The following is a 17,133-nucleotide window of genomic DNA, read 5'->3' as shown; positions in this document are numbered from 1 at the left end:
TCCAAGAGCGACAGGACAACTATAGATTTATAAAGCACCATAAATTGAAGTATCCAGTTGAGAAGATGTGTAAAGTATTATAAGTAAGTAGGAGTAGTTATTATAGTTGGTTGAGCAAAGGTCCATCAAAACGATGGTTAAACAATCATTCTATTATGTATTTCATCAAACATATTTTTGAATATAGTTATCAAAGCTATGGAGCAGAAAGAATGAAAGCTGAATTAGAAAAATATGATCATTATGTATCTAAACGCAAAATAGCAAGATTAATGCGAGAACTTAATCTAATTGTAAAGCGTAAACATAGTTTAAAATTACAACAGATAGCAATCATACCTATCCTGTAGCAGCTAATCTATTAGATCAGGATTTTAAAGTCCATAGAAAAAATTAAGTATGGGTATATGATATTACCTATTTACACACTAGCAAAGGTTGGCTGTATTTAACTGTAATTATTGATTTTTCATTCAGATAGAGGCTCGCAATATGCAAGTAATCTATTCGCTTCTGTTCTTAAAAGTTATAAAGGGTTTGTCAAACAATCTATGAGTAGAAAAGCAGCATAAATCCCTTAACTTTTTGTCTAATTTTTTATTGCTATTCCATTTTTGAAAAGAGCATAAAAAAAGGTTGTATAAAATGCTATACAACCTTTACTGTGTTTACAATAACGATTTTTACTCTTTCGTATAAAATTCTTTCAATTCTTTAACTCCATACGGCTTTCCAATAATACGCTTGTCTTTGTTCAATACAAAAAAGGTTGGTGTTGCGCTTACATCGTATAAGTTTCCAATTTCATTATCCCATTTTTGCAATCCTAAGACGTGAATGAAATCTGGATAAAACGAACTTTCATCTGCCCAACTTGCGTGCTCGTCTTCCAAACCAATGGCAATCACTTTAAACATTCCTTTTTCTTGTGAGTTGACGAAGGTTTTGAGTTTTGGCATTTCTTTTAAACAATGCGAACAGGTGCTACTCCAAAATACAATGATGTAGTTTTCAGCGTCATCTAATTCGTTTAGCTTTTGAGTTTTATTATCTTTTACCCAAGAAAAATCAGGAGCTACAGCACCAAATGCCAAACGCTTGTATACTTGCAGTTTTTCAATCAATACTTTGTCGTTCAGTTGCTTTGCGAGCGCCATCAAATATTCGTCGCCAATATGAACAGCAATATCCTGATTTTCTACAACAGTCATTTGCTCCCATAAAACATTGAGTAATGATTTTTGATAATCAGCTGCTGCAACAGGAGTAATCTTTTCTACAATTGTCGCGATATTCTTTTTGTATTCATTCGTTAATTCTTCCGCAGTAAACTCTTTCATTGGCAATGCTGTAAATACGTAATTAGACATTTTATCAGCAATAAAATCAGAGTTTTGTAATACTGGATTCGAAAAATCTACATGATCAAAATAATGTTTTTTAATATTATCAACCAGTACTTGTGGCTTCTCATAAGCAGTTGGCATGTATGAACGACTTGCTTTGATAAACTCGTATGCAATAGTTCCTTTCGCTTCTTTTTCAAATGTTTCTTGAAGTGTATTTATAGTATTGAAAACTTCTAAGAAAGCTGCTTCATTCGTACTTCCACTTTTATAAAATGAATTGATCAAACGTTTAGCTTCGTTAATGTTTTCAAAATACGAGGTATGTAATTGATTCTCTTTAGAAGTTGTAAATTCGAGCGTTACGTTGTCTTCTTCTGCATTAAATGTAAACGTAATATCTTCTTCTCCGTTGTATATAAAATCGAAATTTTCAGATTCTTGCGGCAATCCATACACCAATCGATACATTCCTTTTTTAGCTTCAGGCTTAAAGGTATAATTCAACTTTCCATCAACAATCTTTCCATTATCTATGTATGCTTGATGAGTTGTTTTTAATTTATAAATGATAAACCATTCGAATTTTTCGGCTGGAGAAAATGTACCTGACATGATTTTTTGTGCTTGCATACACATAGGAATCAAGATGAGGATACAAAGTAATTTTTTTATCATGATCTTCTTTTTTTAAATCTAATTCAATAATTGAGCCAAAACAAATTACACTATTTTTTCTAACACATTTAAGGCCTTCTTAGCAGAGGTAATTTGTTCAAAAGTAAGCAATAAGCGCAAACCGTTTCGCGTTTGCTTCTCTTTCATCTTACAAATCGATGAATTGTGTTGAACAAACTGTAAAATGCGCGTAAATGCCGTACTTTGATAGAATTCAGATTGTTGATCGGCAATAAAATATCCAACCATTTTTCCTTTTTTCATAATGATTTTCTCCAAACCAAATCGTGTTGCAATCCATTTGATACGAACCGAATCTAACAATGCAACGGCTGGTACAGGTAATGGACCAAATCTGTCAATAAGTTCCTTTTCATAGGTTTGTAGTTCCTCTTCTGTTTTGAGTTCACTCAATTTATTATACAATACCAATCGTTCTGAAACAGTATTGATATACGCATCAGGGAATAATAACTCAAAGTCAGAATCAATCTGTGTTTCTTTTAAGAATACTTTTTCTTCCTTGCTTTGTTGCGCATTATACAACTCTTTAAACTCGTTTTCTTTGAGTTCTTCAATGGTTTCGTTCAAGATTTTTTGATACGTATCAAAGCCAATTTCATTTATAAAACCACTTTGTTCACCACCAAGCAAATCTCCTGCACCACGAATTTCCAAATCTTTCATGGCAATATTAAATCCGCTTCCTAAAGTAGAAAATTGCACCAATGCATTGATACGTTTGCGGGCATCTTGCGTCATGACAGAATCTGGCGGTGTAATGAAATAACAGAATGCTTTTTTATTACTTCTTCCTACACGACCGCGCATCTGATGCAAATCACTCAGTCCAAAATTATTGGCATTATTGATAAAAATGGTATTCGCGTTTGGCACATCCAAACCACTTTCAATAATCGTTGTAGACACCAATACATCAAACTCTCCATTCATAAAAGCAAGCATCAACTTCTCCAATTTTTTTCCTTCCATTTGTCCATGTCCAATACCAATTTTGGCATCAGGAACCAAACGCTGAATCATGCCTGCGACTTCTTTAATATTTTCAATACGATTGTGAATAAAAAATACTTGTCCACCACGTTGAATCTCATAACTTACCGCATCGCGAATAGTTTCTTCTTGAAAACGAACTACATGTGTTTCAATTGGATAGCGATTAGGCGGCGGCGTTGTAATCACTGATAAATCGCGTGCAGCCATTAAGCTGAATTGTAAGGTTCTTGGAATTGGTGTAGCAGTTAAGGTTAACGTATCTACATTTTCTTTGATGGTTTTTAACTTGTCTTTTACGGCAACTCCAAATTTTTGTTCTTCGTCCACAATTAGCAAACCAAGATCTTTAAATTTAACGGCTTTATTCACTAATTGATGTGTTCCAATCACAATGTCAACACTTCCAGCTTCCAATCCTTTCAATACTTCGTTGCGTTGTTTGGTGCTTCGGAAACGATTCAAATAATCAATCGTAATTGGCATATCCTTCAAACGTTCGCTAAAGGTTTTAAAATGCTGAAATGCTAAAATAGTTGTTGGTACCAAGACAGCTACTTGTTTTCCGTTGTCTACAGCTTTAAATGCAGCACGTATAGCAACTTCAGTTTTACCAAAGCCAACATCGCCACAGACTAGTCTGTCCATTGGACGTTCACTTTCCATATCTTCTTTTACATCACGAGTTGCTTTCGACTGATCGGGCGTATCTTCATACATAAAAGAAGCTTCCAACTCGTGTTGCATATACGTATCTGGACCATACTGAATTCCTTTTTGCATGCGTCGCTTTGCATATAATTCAATTAAATTATAAGCAATATGCTTCACACGGGCTTTGGTCTTTTGCTTTAGTTTTTTCCAAGCACCAGAACCTAGTTTATATATTTTTGGAGGTTTTCCATCTTTTCCATTGAACTTAGAAATTTTGTGCAACGAGTGAATGCTCAAATACAAAATATCGCGTTCGCCGTAAATTAATTTGATCGCTTCTTGCTTCTTTCCTTCTACATCAATCTTTTTTAAGCCACCAAACTTTCCAATTCCATGATCAATATGCGTTACATAATCGCCGACTTCTAAATTGGTCAATTCTTTCAGGGTAATTGCCTGCTTTTTAGCATATCCATTCTTTAAATGGAATTTGTGATAACGCTCAAATATTTGGTGATCTGTATAACAAACAATTTTGTCTTGATGATCTATAAACCCTTGATAAAGCGGAAGTACAACAGTTTCGTAAAATACTTTTTGTTCTACATCTTTAAAAATATCGTTAAAACGTTTTGCTTGCTGTTCGCTAGTACACGTAATATAGTTGACATATCCTTTATCGTGATTTTCGTCCAAATTTTGAATCAATAGATCAAATTGGCGATTGAACGAAGGTTGCGGTGTTGTATTAAAGTTGATAAATGTATCGGCTTTTAACAACGGATTTGTGGTCAATTCAACAATTGTATAGTCTAAAAATTGACGTTGTAACAGTGCCTTTGTACAGAATAATTCTTCAGGCGTATTATGTTTAATGTCTTCCGATAATTCTGTAAAAGCCGTGGTTGCTTTGCCGAATAATTTATCGATTCTGCCTAGTAATAACTCTGTATTTTTAGCAAATACAATGGTTTTTCCAGGAATGTATTTTAGAAAGCTTTCGCGAGACTCTTGCAAGGCTTTATTTTCTACATTCGGAATGATGCTAATCTTTTTTACCTTTTCGGTGGAAAGCTGTGTTTCCACATCAAACGTACGAATGCTATCTACTTCATCACCAAAAAACTCAATTCGATACGGTTCATCATTTGAGAATGAATACACATCCACAATTCCTCCACGCACGGAAAATTCTCCGGGTTCTGTGACAAAATCAACACGATTAAAATTGTACTCAAACAGTGTTTCGTTTACAAAATCGATGGATAACTTATCGTTTAGTGAAATTTTGAGTGTGTTTTTTTCCAGTTCTTTGCGTGTGACTACTTTTTCAAATAAAGCATCAGGATAGGTAACAATTAATGAAGGTTTTCTGCGCGAATTAATTCGGTTCAACACTTCTGCACGGAGCAGCACATTGGCATTATCTGTTTCTTCAATTTGATACGGTCTGCGGTAACTTCCGGGATAAAACAGGACATCTTTATCGTTGAGTAAATGTTCTAAATCATTCAAGTAATACGCTGCTTCTTCTTTATCATCTAAAATAAAAAGAAAAGGCATGTCAGACTGCTTGTATGCTTCTGAAATGATAAACGATAAACTTGAACCAGTAGTTCCTTTTACATGTATTTTTTCTTGATTTTTGGCTATGGCTTGCCTCAATTTCCCAAGTTCGGGAGACTGTGAAAAGTGCTGCGAGATTTTGGATATACTCACGATACTAAAAATTTAGACGCAAATATACTGAACTCCTTAGAAACCTTGAAAATCAAACTAGAATTTTATAGGATATTTGTATTTTTGAGAGTGACTTAAAAACATCTTTTTGAAAAAATCAGAATCATTTATTGAGAATAGAATTAAATGGAAAGCTTCTCAATACAATTTACCTAATGAGCGCGTATTCCTTTTTGAAGGTTTGGATAAACAAAAAAGAGCTCAATATATGAGACAGATAAGCCGTGAGAAAACAGGGAAAATAGTACTTTTATTCACAGATTCAGAAGATAATTGGACAGCTGTGGGAACTAAAATGATTATTGGTTATGACGGTGAAAGAATGAATTCCATTTCACTAGATGAAATTCAACGCTCTACTTCTAAAAGCTTTTATGAACTACAATTTATGGTTCCAAAAAGTCAAAAACGTATCCAAAAAGAATTAGAATGTGAATTATTGATTATTGATAAAAGAGGTAATAAAAAGGTATTTATAACAGATAAAGGAAGTGATTTTTTTGCGTTATTTAATATTGTGTTAATGTTGTCACGACTATGTAATAATGATTGAGAAACATCAAAAATTCATTGCTGTAACTCTTGTTTCTAATCAATAAAATGAGAATCTGTATAGAAGCTGATTTTTCTGTTAAAAATTATAAAGCAACAGACTGAAAAAGACGATAGAATAACTATATTTGCAGCACTAAAAATTAAGAAATGTCTATATCAGATTTATATTCAAGTGGATTTCAGAAAAGAAATCAAAGTCATTTTGCAGCCATCGTTCGTGTAGCCATGAGTGATGACGTTATTACTGACGAAGAAAAAGCGTTTTTAGATAGAATGGCAAGAAATTTAGATGTCTCTGAAGATGATTACAAAGAGATTCTAAAAGATTACAAATCACACCCGATTAATCCACCAACAATGTACAACGAACGTTTAGATCGTTTGTATGATTTATCAAGAATGGTGTATGCTGACCATGAATTAGGACCAAAACAAACTGTACTTTTAGAGCGTTTGGGTATTGGTTTAGGGTTTTCTCCAGAGAACGTTGCCTATGTTGTGCATAAGGCATTAATGTTGGTAGGTAAAGGAGTAGATGCAGACTATTTTAAAGATGAAATCAAAAATATGAATCGTTAATTGTAAAACGATTTCAAGATATGTAAAAGCCGAGTTTCAGTGGAACTCGGCTTTTTTATTGTGTATATTTATATTCACTAATACTAATTTGTGAACTTATGAAATTGTGTAAACGATTAGTGATCTTTAGTACTGTATTTGTTTTTTTTAATTGTTCTCATAAAGAAACAAAACATCAAGAAAGTGGTAGTGTCAAAAAAGAATTATTGGAAGCAATTGATACATTCAATAAGGCTTTTCAAATAGGAGATATGGAAACCATTGCATCTTTTGTCATGGATACTAATATACATACAAATGGAAACTCAAAAGCGATCCGCAAAAAGAGTGGTTTGCATACTTGAAGAAAAGAGCACAAGAAATTAAATCAGGAACCCTTGAAGTTGTTGCTTCCCAAATAGATGAGGTTGAAATTGAACTTTATGGAAATACAGCTATTGTTACAGGGAAAGTATCCGTTTCAAACAAAAAAGAAGGAACAATTACCCACAACGAATATCGAATTACAAATATTTGGCAATCGGAAGCTGGACAATGGAAAAGAGCTGGATTTCATGATTGGAAAATAAAGTAGCTATTAACGTTTAAACTGCCTAACAACCTCTTTGATTTCTCGTTGAAGGTAAGAGCAACCGCCACAAGTTTCAATACTTCCTTCTTTTGCTATGATAAAGTTGATGATTTCTTCTTCTTGTTGTGTCAATGCAATACCACAGTCTTTTAATTGTAGTAAGGCTTCAACTGCATAGATTTGTTTTTCTGTATTCACTGATTTCAACCATTCTAGAATTTTCTCCTTATTGAATTCATCAACTAGTTTTTTCATATATACCCTTCCTCTAGGCTCTGTGCCTACAATACACGTTTCTCCATACACAATATCTCTTTTAAATAACTCACTTTCTAGAGGAGTTGTTCGGAAAATTTTTTTGAATTCAAGCTTTAATTGTTCGTAGTGTTGTGGATCTTTGAAAGCAACAATGTTGTTATAGTAAGGTTTCCAATGCTCAGCTACTTTTTTGTTTTTTTCTTCATTAAATTCATAAAAAATTAGCTCTTTTTTAGTGGTTATGATTCGTATTCTATAACTATAAACACTACTTATGCTTGGGTTTTTATCATTTGGAATATATTTTTCAAAAGCAAACATACCTTCTTTATAACTTGGAGTAATATCTCGTAATTGAAATTTAAAAAAACGCACGCCGTGTTGCTTATTCGTTTCACTTTGAACAAGATTCATGAATGCAGTAAATTTTTTGTTTTTTAAGACGTGTTTTACTTCGGCTACTGTTTGTCCAAAAGTAGCGGTAACTTTCAAAATAAAATAAATACTTAGTATAAGTTGTTTTTGCACAGAGACATTACATAAAGTTCTCTGTACAAACGTAATTCATAAAACTTTATTTCAAATGCTTATAAATCTTCTTGAGCAATGTGCTTTCGTCAAATGGCTTTTCAATGATATCGTTCATACCCATTTTTTTGTAGCGCTTTTTGTCAGCATCATATAAATTGGCTGTTAAAGCTAAAATAGGAATGGTTTTGCAATTTTGAACAGGAAGTGAACGAATCATTTTTGTCAATTCGTCTCCGTGAGTACCAGGCATGCGAATATCCATTAAAATCATGTCATATTCATTGTGAATTACACTTTCAATCACATCTTCTCCATTGGTAATAATATCTAAAAAGAAATTCCCTTCTTGTGCTAATATTTTCAATACAGCCATTTGTGCTAGCTCTGAATCTTCAGCAAGTAAAATATTGTATTTCTCTTTTGATAAATAGTTTTTTCGTTCAATATCTGATTTAGTTTCCAAAGACGTTGCTTCTTGGTTAATAGGATAGCGTAGGTTTATATTTATTTTGAAAGTTGACCCTTCTTTTACTTTGCTTTCCACCGTAATTTTACCATCCATCAACTCAACCAGCCCTTTTACAATAGACAAACCGAGTCCTGTGCCCACAAACTTTCTTGAGTTGTTTAGTTGTGTAAAACTGTTGAAAATAAGTACTAGTTTTTCGTCAGGAATTCCAATACCAGTATCTTGAACACTAATACTTAAGTTTACTTTTCGTGCTCTACGCTGATTTTCCTTGATTAATACTGTAATTTTTCCTGACGAAGTAAATTTTAATGCATTTTCAATCAAGTTTTCTAAAATCTGTTTGATACGGGTTTTATCGCTCTCAATATATCTTGGGATTTTTTCGTCAAAATCAATTTCAAACTCAATATTTTTCTGCTTAGCTTTTACGCTATACGTAAACTCCAGCATGTCTATGAGTTCATGAAAATCGAATAATTCTTCATGTAATGAAAGTTTTCCAACTTCAATTTTAGACACTTCTAAAATATCGCCAATCATATTACGCAAATGATCTGCGGAAGATTTAATAACTTCTACATAATCTTGCTGTTCTGGTGTCATGTCTGTTTTTTGCAATACGGAACAAAATGCTGTAACGCCTGTTAATGGATTGCGCAATTCATGACTAAAATTCGCGATGAATGTATTTTTAAAATCTTCTTTTTCTTTTAAATATTTATTCTTCAGTTCTAAAATTTGCGAATTGATAACCGATTCATTTCGGCTCTGTGCCACTTCTTGGTAATACTTATAATGCTCAGAAAAATCGTGAATAATAATGAGTGTTGGTTGGGCTCCTGCAAAAGTTTTGAATTCAATATCACAGGTATATTCTTGCCGATCATTATTCTCTAAATGAATACAGGTAAACTTGATGTCATTTTCTTCATCAACATCAAAATAAGCAGAAAGTCCTTTAAAAAAAAGGCTCACTGAGCTAATGTCATCTCCTTTTTTAAGCTTGAAGAGAATATCGTCGCTTTCCAATACATTACCAGAAGTGTCAATCGTTATAAACTGTGTTCTGGGATGAAAATAGATTTCTCTGTATGTTTCTAACATCATATATTATTTCACAAGTTCTTTGGCCAGTGCGATAAACATATCGTCTACTTTATCACCTGTTTTTGCACTTGTAAAAAAGTCAGGTGCCACACCAAACATGTCTTTATTTTCTTTTAAATAGGTTTTTGTCACTAAATCTACTTTATTTCCAACGACTTTCAATGGAGTATTTGCATATTGATTGGTTAGGTAGGTAATGTCGTTTTCTAAATTTTCAAAAGTAGCAGGTCGAGTCACATCAAATACATAAATAAATCCATGCGTTCCTAATAAATACGAAGCACGTGTTTTTTTAATATCGTCATATCCTTCCAAATCCCAAATAATAAGTGAAATGGTTTCGTCAGGCGAAATTTCAACTTCCTTTTTTAAGATGTGAACTCCAATGGTAACTTTGTAATCACTCGTAAAAGTGTTTTCTACAAACTGTCGGATCAATGAAGATTTTCCGACACCAAAGTGACCCAGTAGAATTATTTTTTTAGAGGCTTTCTTCATTCGTACTAAAGTAGAATTCTAATTCGTTAGTAATATCTTCTTCTTTAATTTCATTTAAATCGTTAAATAAATTTAAGAAGTTATCCGTAAAATTAAAGATTATATCTTGTAATTTGTTCTTAAATATAAGATTATATTCGCCAGAAATAGCAACTGCAACGTAAAAAGATACAAAGCTCTGAATATGAATGTGATATAATTCGTATTCGATTAGCTCTAAGTTTTGACTTTTTCCTTGAAAGGCATCTTCCACAAAACTTTTAATGGCTGTAAGCATTCCAGAGACCATATCTTTGTCAATCGTTTCAGTTTTAGCATATTGCCCAATAAGTAAACCAGAATTCTTCTCAATAACTAATACTTGTTCTATTTTAGAGATAGCATTTAATTCGCTTAGCAACAATTCTTCTTCCTTAACACCGCCAAACCACGATTTAAATTTTCGCTTCCAGCTTTTGGTGGAAAAACTATCTTCCAATTGTTTGTTGATACGTTCAGAAAGTAAACTGATTTCTTGAGAAATATATTTCTTAATCATTTTACCCATAATAGGGTATAATGCCTCTACTACCTGATCTTTGGAATTTTTAATCTGTTCCGCTAAGGCTTCTGTAATTGTTGGTCCAAGTGTTTCTGGAATTTCCTCAATAAACTCTTCCAATTTATTATCAATAATTGGATCAACCTTATTGGAAAGTTTTTTTTGCTCGTTTATAATTTGCTCGAGCGCTTTAATTTTATTGTGTATCGATTCTGCATACGCACGATCATCCGTGAGTAATAAATCTTTTAATAACGCTAATTTATCAGCTTCCGTCATAAATACACATGAGAACTATGTTGAGCTTTACTCTTTTCCTATCTTTTCGCCTAGATTGATAAGTAACTGACCTAATTGTCTGCGGTCCACTTTTTTCTCGTTTAAATCGTCTAAATTATTTTCTATATTGGATTCCAATTCGGTAATACGAATATTTAAGTCTGTGCTGAGATTATCAATATTTTGGATCAATTCTGAACGCACTTCTTCAATCAAGTTTTCAAGAGCTTGCTTTTTGGCAAGAATATCATTTTTAATATTGTCGAACTCAGAATTATACTCCTGAATATTTTCTCCAAAAATTAAATTCTTAATTGCTTCAATCTTAGTAGACGGGTCTGTAATGCTTGGATTTGTTTGATCAGCATCGTTGGTATTTTTACCTTTTGTTGCCATTTAGAAGTATTTTATTGTTCTAGGGTTCAACACAAAAGTAATAATTTTTAGGAAAGTGAGTACGTTTCCTACGAGTTCTTCATAAACTCCTTTGCTTTTTCTACCATTTTTCGACTTCCACAGAAGATAGGAACACGTTGATGCAACTCTGTTGGCTTTATATCCATAATGCGTTGAAAACCATCTGTTGCTAGTCCATTAGCTTGCTCGGCAAGAAATGCCATTGGATTACATTCATATAGTAAACGAAGTTTCCCGTTTGGAGCTTTGGAGGTTTGTGGGTAAATATAAATTCCTCCTTTAATTAGATTTCTGTGAAAATCAGAAACTAAAGAACCAATATATCTAGATGTATATGGTCGGTCTTCTTTTTCTTCTTGGCAATATTTAATATAATCTTTTACCCCTTGTGGGAAATGTGCATAATTCCCTTCGTTGATAGAATAAATACGCCCAGTTTCTGGAAATTGCATGTTTGGATGCGATAAGTAGAATGTTCCAATAGCAGGATTTAAAGTAAAACCATTTACACCATGTCCAGTTGTATATACCAACATAGTTGACGTTCCATAAATAACATATCCAGCAGCAACTTGTTGGTTTCCTTCTTGCAGAAAATCTTCTATTGTAACTGGAGTCCCAACTGGTGTAATTCTTCTGTACACAGAAAAAATTGTTCCCACAGAAACATTTACATCAATATTAGAAGAACCATCCAAAGGATCAATGAGTACCACATATTTGTTTTGATTGTTTTCGTCTAAACTATTAATTGCGATAAAATCATCATTTTCTTCAGAACCAATTCCGCAGACAATATTTCGGTTGCTCAACGTTTGGATAAACTTCTCATTAGCATATACGTCCAGTTTTTGTTGGTCTTCTCCTTGAATGTTTGTTTCGCCAGCGGCGCCAATGATATCTACCAATCCAGCTTTGTTTACTTCATGATTCACTACTTTTGCTGCCAATCGGATAGAATTGATTAATCGGGAGAGTTCTCCAGAAGAATATTTGAATTCAGCTTGGTTTTCAATAATAAATTCTCCTAGGGTTTGATTTTGTTTAGCCATTTTGTCTACTTTGTTTCTCAGATCACAAATATCGATAATTTTGTAAAACTATAACGTTTTCGTAAAAATTATAATTTTTGCCTTGTTACCTTTGTGTAAAGATTTTACAACCTATGAACTTTACCACACGAAAAGCCGTTGCTACAGATGTTAATGCTATCTTTCAACTAATTAATGAATTAGCCATATTTGAAAAAGAACCTGAGGCGGTTATTATATCGCCAGAAATACTACGTGAGGATGGTTTTGGAGCAGCGCCAAAATTTCATTGTTTTGTCGCGGAAACTACTGAGGAGGTGATAGGAATAGCGCTCGTATACATGCGATATTCAACATGGAAAGGAGAAGTATTGCATTTAGAAGATTTAATAGTGAGTGAAAAAGCACGCGGTAAAGGTGTTGGTGGCGCATTATTGCAGAAGGTAATTGAATTTGGAAATGATTTAGGTGTCAAACGAATTGGTTGGGAAGTGTTAGATTGGAATACGCCAGCCATTGAGTTTTACGAACATATTGGTGCTAACGTTATGCGTGATTGGCATGTTGTGCAATTGGATGCGCAAGGAATTCAAAACTATTTAGCAAAAAATAAATAATAATATAAAAACAAAGTAAATCTCGATACAACGAGTTAGAGTTTCGTCACTTTAAGTGATTTTTTGTAAAAAAATAGCATCGAGAAGTAATGTGAAATTTAATTTTTAGTTAGAAAAGAAATAAAAATAAACACATGAGAATATTCAAATTTGGTGGAGCGTCTGTAAAAGATGCAGAAGGCGTCAAAAATTTAGTCAACGTATTACAAGAAGTTGGTTATGATAATATGCTAATTGTGATTTCTGCAATGGGAAAAACAACCAATGCTCTAGAAGTGGTGATCAAAAATTACTTTGAAGAAAATAAAGAATTGCAAGCATCTATTCAGGAAATTGCCAAATATCACAATGAAATTTTGTTAGAGTTATTTCCAAATGAAAGCCATCCGATTTTCGGAAAAGTGAAACAGCTTTTTGAAGAAATGCAAGGCTTTTTAGGGCGAAATAAATCACCAGATTATAACTATGTGTATGATCAATTGATTTCGTATGGAGAGTTGATTTCCACAACAATAGTTAGTGCGTATTTAAATAGTATTTCTATCGAAAATACGTGGTTGGATGTCCGTGAGATGATTAAAACAGATACGAATTATCGTGACGCAAAAGTGAATTTGGAATTGACACAAGAAAAGATCAAACAAAATGTAAATCGTTCAAAACTCAATATTACACAAGGTTTTATTGGAAGTGATCCAAATAACTTTACAACCACACTTGGGCGAGAAGGTTCAGATTATACTGCGGCAATTTTTGCGTATTGCTTAAATGCTGAAAGTGTGACTATTTGGAAAGATGTGCCAGGCGTTTTAAATGCGGATCCACGCTATTTTGAAAACGCACAATTATTACATAATATTTCGTATCGTGAAGCCATTGAGTTAGCGTTTTATGGAGCGTCTGTGATTCATCCAAAAACATTACAACCATTACAACGTAAAGAAATTCCATTGTATGTAAAATCATTTTTAAATCCAAAAGGTGAAGGAACTGCTGTGGCAAAAGGAGTTGGAATTACGCCAAATGTCCCATGTTTTATTGTCAAAAAGAATCTAGTATTAATTTCAGTTTCGTCATTAGATTTCTCTTTTATTGTAGAAGATAATATCAGTAAAATATTCAAATTACTTCACAGTTGTAAAATGAAAGTAGATGTAATTCAAAACTCTGCGATTAGTTTTTCAGTTTGTGTGGATAATAAGTTCAATAATTTAGAAAAATTACTTAAAACGCTACGTTCAAAATTCAAGGTTACACATCACGAAAATGTATCGCTGTATACAATTCGACACTTTACAGAATCTGCGATTGAAGGATTGCAAAAAGAGAAAGAAATTCTATTGGAACAGCGCGCGGAACAAACGATTCAGCTAGTTGTAAAATAAATGACCTTTATTAAGGTTGTTTTCCTATATTTGTAATTCGCGTTAAAGTAAGTATATGGGATTGGTAACTGCAAAAGAAGTTGCAAAAGCTGTCAAATTAGATAAATATGGCTTCGTCGGAACCTTCGTAAGTTGGGTTTTGATGAACGTGTTGCGTATCTCGGATGTCAATAAAATTTATGACAAATACAAACACCTCGATGATTTAGAATTTTTGAATGCATTATTGGAAGAGTATCAGATTAAATTTGAAATTCCAGAAGAAGATTTAAAGCGTCTTCCAAAAAATGGTGCGTATGTTACAATTTCCAATCATCCTCTTGGTGGAATTGATGGAATATTGCTGCTAAAATTAATGATAGAACAGCGACCTGATTATAATATTATAGCGAACTTTTTGCTGCATCGAGTAGAGCCGTTAAAGCCGTATGTAATGCCTGTAAATCCTTTTGAAGACCACAAAGGAGCAAAGTCAAGTATTGCCGGTTTCAAACAATCTATCATGCATTTGCGTGAAGGAAAACCATTAGGGATTTTCCCAGCAGGAGAAGTTTCAACTTATAAAGATGGTAAACTAATTGTAGATAAGCCTTGGGAAGAAGCTGCCATGAAATTGGTGCAAAAAGCAAAGGTTCCTGTAGTGCCAATCTATTTTCATGCAAAAAACAGTCGTTTCTTTTATAGATTAGCTAGAATTAGTGACACTTTAAGAACAGCAAAATTACCATCAGAATTATTAACGCAAAAAAATAGAGTCATTAAAGTGCGCATTGGAAAGCCTATTTCTGTAAAAGCACAAAATGAATATGAAAATTTAGCAGACTTTACAGAGTTTCTACGTAAAAAGACATACATGTTATCGAATACGTATGAAAAGCAAAACCTGTTGAGTAAAGTGCCAACATCATTAAAAATTCCGAAGCCGCCAAAGCAAATCATTACGCCTGTTTCGGCTGAAGTAATTCAGCAAGAAGTTGAAAGCTTGTCTAAAAAACATCATTTACTTACGAGTAAAAACTATCAAGTGTTTTTGGCAGAAGCTTCAGAAATCCCGAATGTATTACGTGAAATGGGAAGACTTCGCGAAATTACCTTCCGTGAAATTGGTGAAGGAACCAATAAGGCAATTGATTTAGATAAGTTTGATCATTATTATCATCACATGTTCTTGTGGGATAGTGATGCCAAAAAAATAGCAGGAGCATATCGAATGGGGCTTGGAAGTCAGATTTATGCGAGTTATGGAATCAATGGTTTCTATTTGCAAGATTTATTCCGCTTTGAGCCAGAATTACACAAAATGATGAGTCAGTCCATTGAAATGGGAAGAGCTTTTATCATTAAAGAATATCAGCAAAAACCAATGCCATTATTCTTATTGTGGAAAGGGATTGTACACACAACCTTGCGTCACCCTGAACATAAATATCTTATTGGTGGTGTGAGTATTAGTAATCAGTTTTCAAACTTCTCAAAATCATTGATGATTGAGTTTATGAAATCGCACTATTACGATCCGTATATCGCACAATATATTCATCCGAAAAAAGAATTTAAAGTAAAACTTAAAGATGCTGACAAAGACTTTATTTTTGATGAAACTGCAGCAGATTTAAATAAGTTTGATAAAATCATTGACGAAATAGAACCAGGAAGCTTACGTATGCCCGTATTGATCAAAAAATACGTAAAACAAAATGCAAAAGTAATTGCATTCAATGTAGATCCGTTGTTCAATAATGCTGTTGATGGTTTAATGTATATACGTATTGCTGACCTTCCGGAATGTACTGTAAAACCTGTAATGGAAGAATTTCAAGCAGAACTAGAACGTAGACTAAACGATAACGAGGAAGAGTAAAAGCGCTACCCTAATATGCGCTTTTCAATTTTATTCATTCCACAGAAATTAAAAAAATAGAAGCGTGAAAATAATATCTTATAACGTAAACGGAATTCGTGCTGCCGTAAAGAAAGGTTTTTTAAAATGGTTGCAACAAGCAAATCCAGATGTGCTTTGTATCCAAGAAACTAAAGCACAAAAAGAACAACTCGATTTAGAAGCTTTTGAGGTTTTAGGTTACAAATATCATTATTGGTTCAGTGCACAAAAAAAAGGCTACAGTGGTGTGGCTGTTCTGTGTAAAGAAGAGCCAAATCATATAGAATACGGAACAGGTATTGAAACCATGGATTTTGAAGGTCGTAATTTGCGTGTCGATTATGATAATATCTCTATCATGAGTATGTACTTGCCTTCTGGAACTAATGATGCACGTTTGAGTTTTAAGTTTCAATACATGGACGAAATTAAAGAATATTTGACGAACCTCCGAAAAGAAATTCCAAACTTAGTCGTGTGTGGTGATTATAACATTTGTCATGAAGAAATAGATATTCATAATCCGAAAATGAAAGGTGTTTCAGGATTCTTACCTGAAGAACGTGCTTGGATAGGAAGTTTTATCGATAGCGGATTTATTGATTCTTTTCGTCACCTAAACAAAGAACCACATCATTACAGTTGGTGGAGCTATCGAGCGAATGCGCGTGCCAATAACAAAGGTTGGCGTATCGATTATAATATGGTGAGCGAACCATTAAAAGATAATATTACCAGAGCTACCATTTTACCTGAAGCTAAACATTCTGATCATTGTCCAATTTTAGTTGAAATTGACGTGTAAAGTTTTGGTATTTCCTCTTACAAATCAGAGGTCAGGCTCTCGTTGGTCGCTTGTGTTCGTCATGCTGAACTCTTGTGCTGAACTTGGTTCAGTATGATTCAGCATCTCACAAAGAGCTCCAACAAAAGCTTGTATTGAACGTAGTCGAAATGCTCCATCCTTAATGCGGAGTC

General features: G+C 33.4%; 17 protein-coding genes and 1 pseudogene. 10 read left to right on the top strand and 8 right to left on the bottom strand.

Annotated features, from left to right (window positions below):
- Positions 1 to 155 precede the first annotated feature (155 nt).
- Complete coding sequence (locus tag MK119_RS24165) at positions 156 to 350, top strand: IS3 family transposase (protein ID WP_366512750.1); 195 nt, start codon at positions 156 to 158, stop codon at positions 348 to 350.
- Positions 311 to 563: pseudogene (locus MK119_RS00855) on the top strand (IS3 family transposase); the annotation flags it as partial. The gene MK119_RS24165 and the pseudogene MK119_RS00855, both read left to right, overlap by 40 nt.
- A gap of 120 nt (positions 564 to 683) precedes the next feature.
- On the opposite strand, the gene MK119_RS00850 reads toward MK119_RS00855, so the two are convergent.
- Together MK119_RS00850 and mfd are read right to left on the bottom strand one after the other, a co-directional pair.
- Positions 684 to 2,024 carry a TlpA disulfide reductase family protein gene (locus MK119_RS00850; protein WP_290669624.1) on the bottom strand — a complete coding sequence of 447 codons (1,341 nt, stop codon included), beginning with the start codon at positions 2,022 to 2,024 and terminating at the stop codon, positions 684 to 686.
- A gap of 45 nt (positions 2,025 to 2,069) precedes the next feature.
- Positions 2,070 to 5,411, bottom strand: coding sequence for a transcription-repair coupling factor (gene mfd, locus MK119_RS00845; protein ID WP_290669621.1), 3,342 nt, complete (start codon positions 5,409 to 5,411; stop codon positions 2,070 to 2,072).
- 109 nt (positions 5,412 to 5,520) lie between these two features.
- Between mfd and MK119_RS00840 the strand changes: the two genes are divergently transcribed.
- From MK119_RS00840 to MK119_RS00825, 4 genes are all read left to right on the top strand, one after another.
- On the top strand, positions 5,521 to 5,985 hold the full coding sequence (locus MK119_RS00840; protein ID WP_290669618.1) for a hypothetical protein: 465 nt from the start codon (positions 5,521 to 5,523) through the stop codon (positions 5,983 to 5,985).
- Between the two features lie 149 nt (positions 5,986 to 6,134).
- Positions 6,135 to 6,566 (top strand): TerB family tellurite resistance protein, encoded by a 432-nt coding sequence (locus MK119_RS00835; protein WP_290669615.1) that lies wholly within the window; start codon positions 6,135 to 6,137, stop codon positions 6,564 to 6,566.
- Between the two features lie 98 nt (positions 6,567 to 6,664).
- A complete protein-coding gene (locus MK119_RS00830) occupies positions 6,665 to 6,910 on the top strand; it encodes a hypothetical protein (protein ID WP_290669612.1) in 246 nt (81 codons plus the stop codon).
- The gene (locus MK119_RS00825) at positions 6,907 to 7,140 is read left to right on the top strand and encodes a nuclear transport factor 2 family protein (protein WP_290669610.1); all 234 of its coding nucleotides are present in this window, start codon (positions 6,907 to 6,909) and stop codon (positions 7,138 to 7,140) included. The genes MK119_RS00830 and MK119_RS00825 overlap by 4 nt, the downstream gene beginning before the upstream one ends.
- A gap of 3 nt (positions 7,141 to 7,143) precedes the next feature.
- Here MK119_RS00825 and MK119_RS00820 read toward each other — a convergent pair whose 3' ends face one another.
- The 6 genes from MK119_RS00820 to fbp form a co-directional block, all read right to left on the bottom strand.
- Positions 7,144 to 7,809, bottom strand: coding sequence for a hypothetical protein (locus MK119_RS00820; protein WP_290669607.1), 666 nt, complete (start codon positions 7,807 to 7,809; stop codon positions 7,144 to 7,146).
- Positions 7,810 to 7,969: 160 nt separating this feature from the next.
- Positions 7,970 to 9,505, bottom strand: a complete 1,536-nt coding sequence (locus MK119_RS00815) for an ATP-binding protein (RefSeq protein WP_290669604.1) — start codon at positions 9,503 to 9,505, stop codon at positions 7,970 to 7,972.
- Between the two features lie 3 nt (positions 9,506 to 9,508).
- The gene (locus tag MK119_RS00810; protein ID WP_290669601.1) at positions 9,509 to 10,003 is read right to left on the bottom strand and encodes a Rab family GTPase; all 495 of its coding nucleotides are present in this window, start codon (positions 10,001 to 10,003) and stop codon (positions 9,509 to 9,511) included.
- Positions 9,987 to 10,823: a cell envelope biogenesis protein OmpA gene (locus tag MK119_RS00805; RefSeq protein WP_290669596.1), complete on the bottom strand. Its 837-nt coding sequence runs from the start codon at positions 10,821 to 10,823 to the stop codon at positions 9,987 to 9,989. The genes MK119_RS00810 and MK119_RS00805 overlap by 17 nt, the downstream gene beginning before the upstream one ends.
- Before the next feature lie 27 nt (positions 10,824 to 10,850).
- Positions 10,851 to 11,219 carry a fructose 1,6-bisphosphatase gene (locus tag MK119_RS00800; protein ID WP_290669593.1) on the bottom strand — a complete coding sequence of 123 codons (369 nt, stop codon included), beginning with the start codon at positions 11,217 to 11,219 and terminating at the stop codon, positions 10,851 to 10,853.
- Between the two features lie 68 nt (positions 11,220 to 11,287).
- Complete coding sequence (fbp, locus tag MK119_RS00795; RefSeq protein ID WP_290669590.1) at positions 11,288 to 12,292, bottom strand: class 1 fructose-bisphosphatase; 1,005 nt, start codon at positions 12,290 to 12,292, stop codon at positions 11,288 to 11,290.
- A gap of 113 nt (positions 12,293 to 12,405) precedes the next feature.
- On the opposite strand from fbp, the gene MK119_RS00790 reads away from it, so the two are divergent.
- The 4 genes from MK119_RS00790 (at position 12,406) to MK119_RS00775 (ending at position 16,960) form a co-directional block, all read left to right on the top strand.
- Complete coding sequence (locus MK119_RS00790; RefSeq protein ID WP_290669587.1) at positions 12,406 to 12,888, top strand: GNAT family N-acetyltransferase; 483 nt, start codon at positions 12,406 to 12,408, stop codon at positions 12,886 to 12,888.
- Between the two features lie 134 nt (positions 12,889 to 13,022).
- A complete protein-coding gene (locus tag MK119_RS00785; protein ID WP_290669584.1) occupies positions 13,023 to 14,273 on the top strand; it encodes an aspartate kinase in 1,251 nt (416 codons plus the stop codon).
- Between the two features lie 55 nt (positions 14,274 to 14,328).
- Positions 14,329 to 16,134: a GNAT family N-acyltransferase gene (locus MK119_RS00780; RefSeq protein WP_290669581.1), complete on the top strand. Its 1,806-nt coding sequence runs from the start codon at positions 14,329 to 14,331 to the stop codon at positions 16,132 to 16,134.
- Between the two features lie 64 nt (positions 16,135 to 16,198).
- Positions 16,199 to 16,960: an exodeoxyribonuclease III gene (locus MK119_RS00775; RefSeq protein WP_290669578.1), complete on the top strand. Its 762-nt coding sequence runs from the start codon at positions 16,199 to 16,201 to the stop codon at positions 16,958 to 16,960.
- Positions 16,961 to 17,133: the final 173 nt, after the last annotated feature.

It is taken from the genome of Kordia sp., assembly GCF_022447245.1.
Lineage (GTDB): Bacteria > Bacteroidota > Bacteroidia > Flavobacteriales > Flavobacteriaceae > Kordia.
The sequence above is the reverse complement of the archived record's forward strand: the minus strand, read 5'-3'. Positions and strand labels throughout refer to the sequence as shown.

Coding starts and splice junctions, on each gene's coding strand:
- MK119_RS24165 (WP_366512750.1), top strand. CDS start 156: ATGTATTTCATCAAACATATTTTTGAATATAGTTATCAAAGCTATGGA.
- MK119_RS00850 (WP_290669624.1), bottom strand. CDS start 2,024: ATGATAAAAAAATTACTTTGTATCCTCATCTTGATTCCTATGTGTATG.
- MK119_RS00835 (WP_290669615.1), top strand. CDS start 6,135: ATGTCTATATCAGATTTATATTCAAGTGGATTTCAGAAAAGAAATCAA.
- MK119_RS00830 (WP_290669612.1), top strand. CDS start 6,665: ATGAAATTGTGTAAACGATTAGTGATCTTTAGTACTGTATTTGTTTTT.
- MK119_RS00820 (WP_290669607.1), bottom strand. CDS start 7,809: ATGAATCTTGTTCAAAGTGAAACGAATAAGCAACACGGCGTGCGTTTT.
- MK119_RS00815 (WP_290669604.1), bottom strand. CDS start 9,505: ATGATGTTAGAAACATACAGAGAAATCTATTTTCATCCCAGAACACAG.
- MK119_RS00810 (WP_290669601.1), bottom strand. CDS start 10,003: ATGAAGAAAGCCTCTAAAAAAATAATTCTACTGGGTCACTTTGGTGTC.
- MK119_RS00805 (WP_290669596.1), bottom strand. CDS start 10,823: ATGACGGAAGCTGATAAATTAGCGTTATTAAAAGATTTATTACTCACG.
- MK119_RS00800 (WP_290669593.1), bottom strand. CDS start 11,219: ATGGCAACAAAAGGTAAAAATACCAACGATGCTGATCAAACAAATCCA.
- fbp (WP_290669590.1), bottom strand. CDS start 12,292: ATGGCTAAACAAAATCAAACCCTAGGAGAATTTATTATTGAAAACCAA.
- MK119_RS00790 (WP_290669587.1), top strand. CDS start 12,406: ATGAACTTTACCACACGAAAAGCCGTTGCTACAGATGTTAATGCTATC.
- MK119_RS00785 (WP_290669584.1), top strand. CDS start 13,023: ATGAGAATATTCAAATTTGGTGGAGCGTCTGTAAAAGATGCAGAAGGC.
- MK119_RS00780 (WP_290669581.1), top strand. CDS start 14,329: ATGGGATTGGTAACTGCAAAAGAAGTTGCAAAAGCTGTCAAATTAGAT.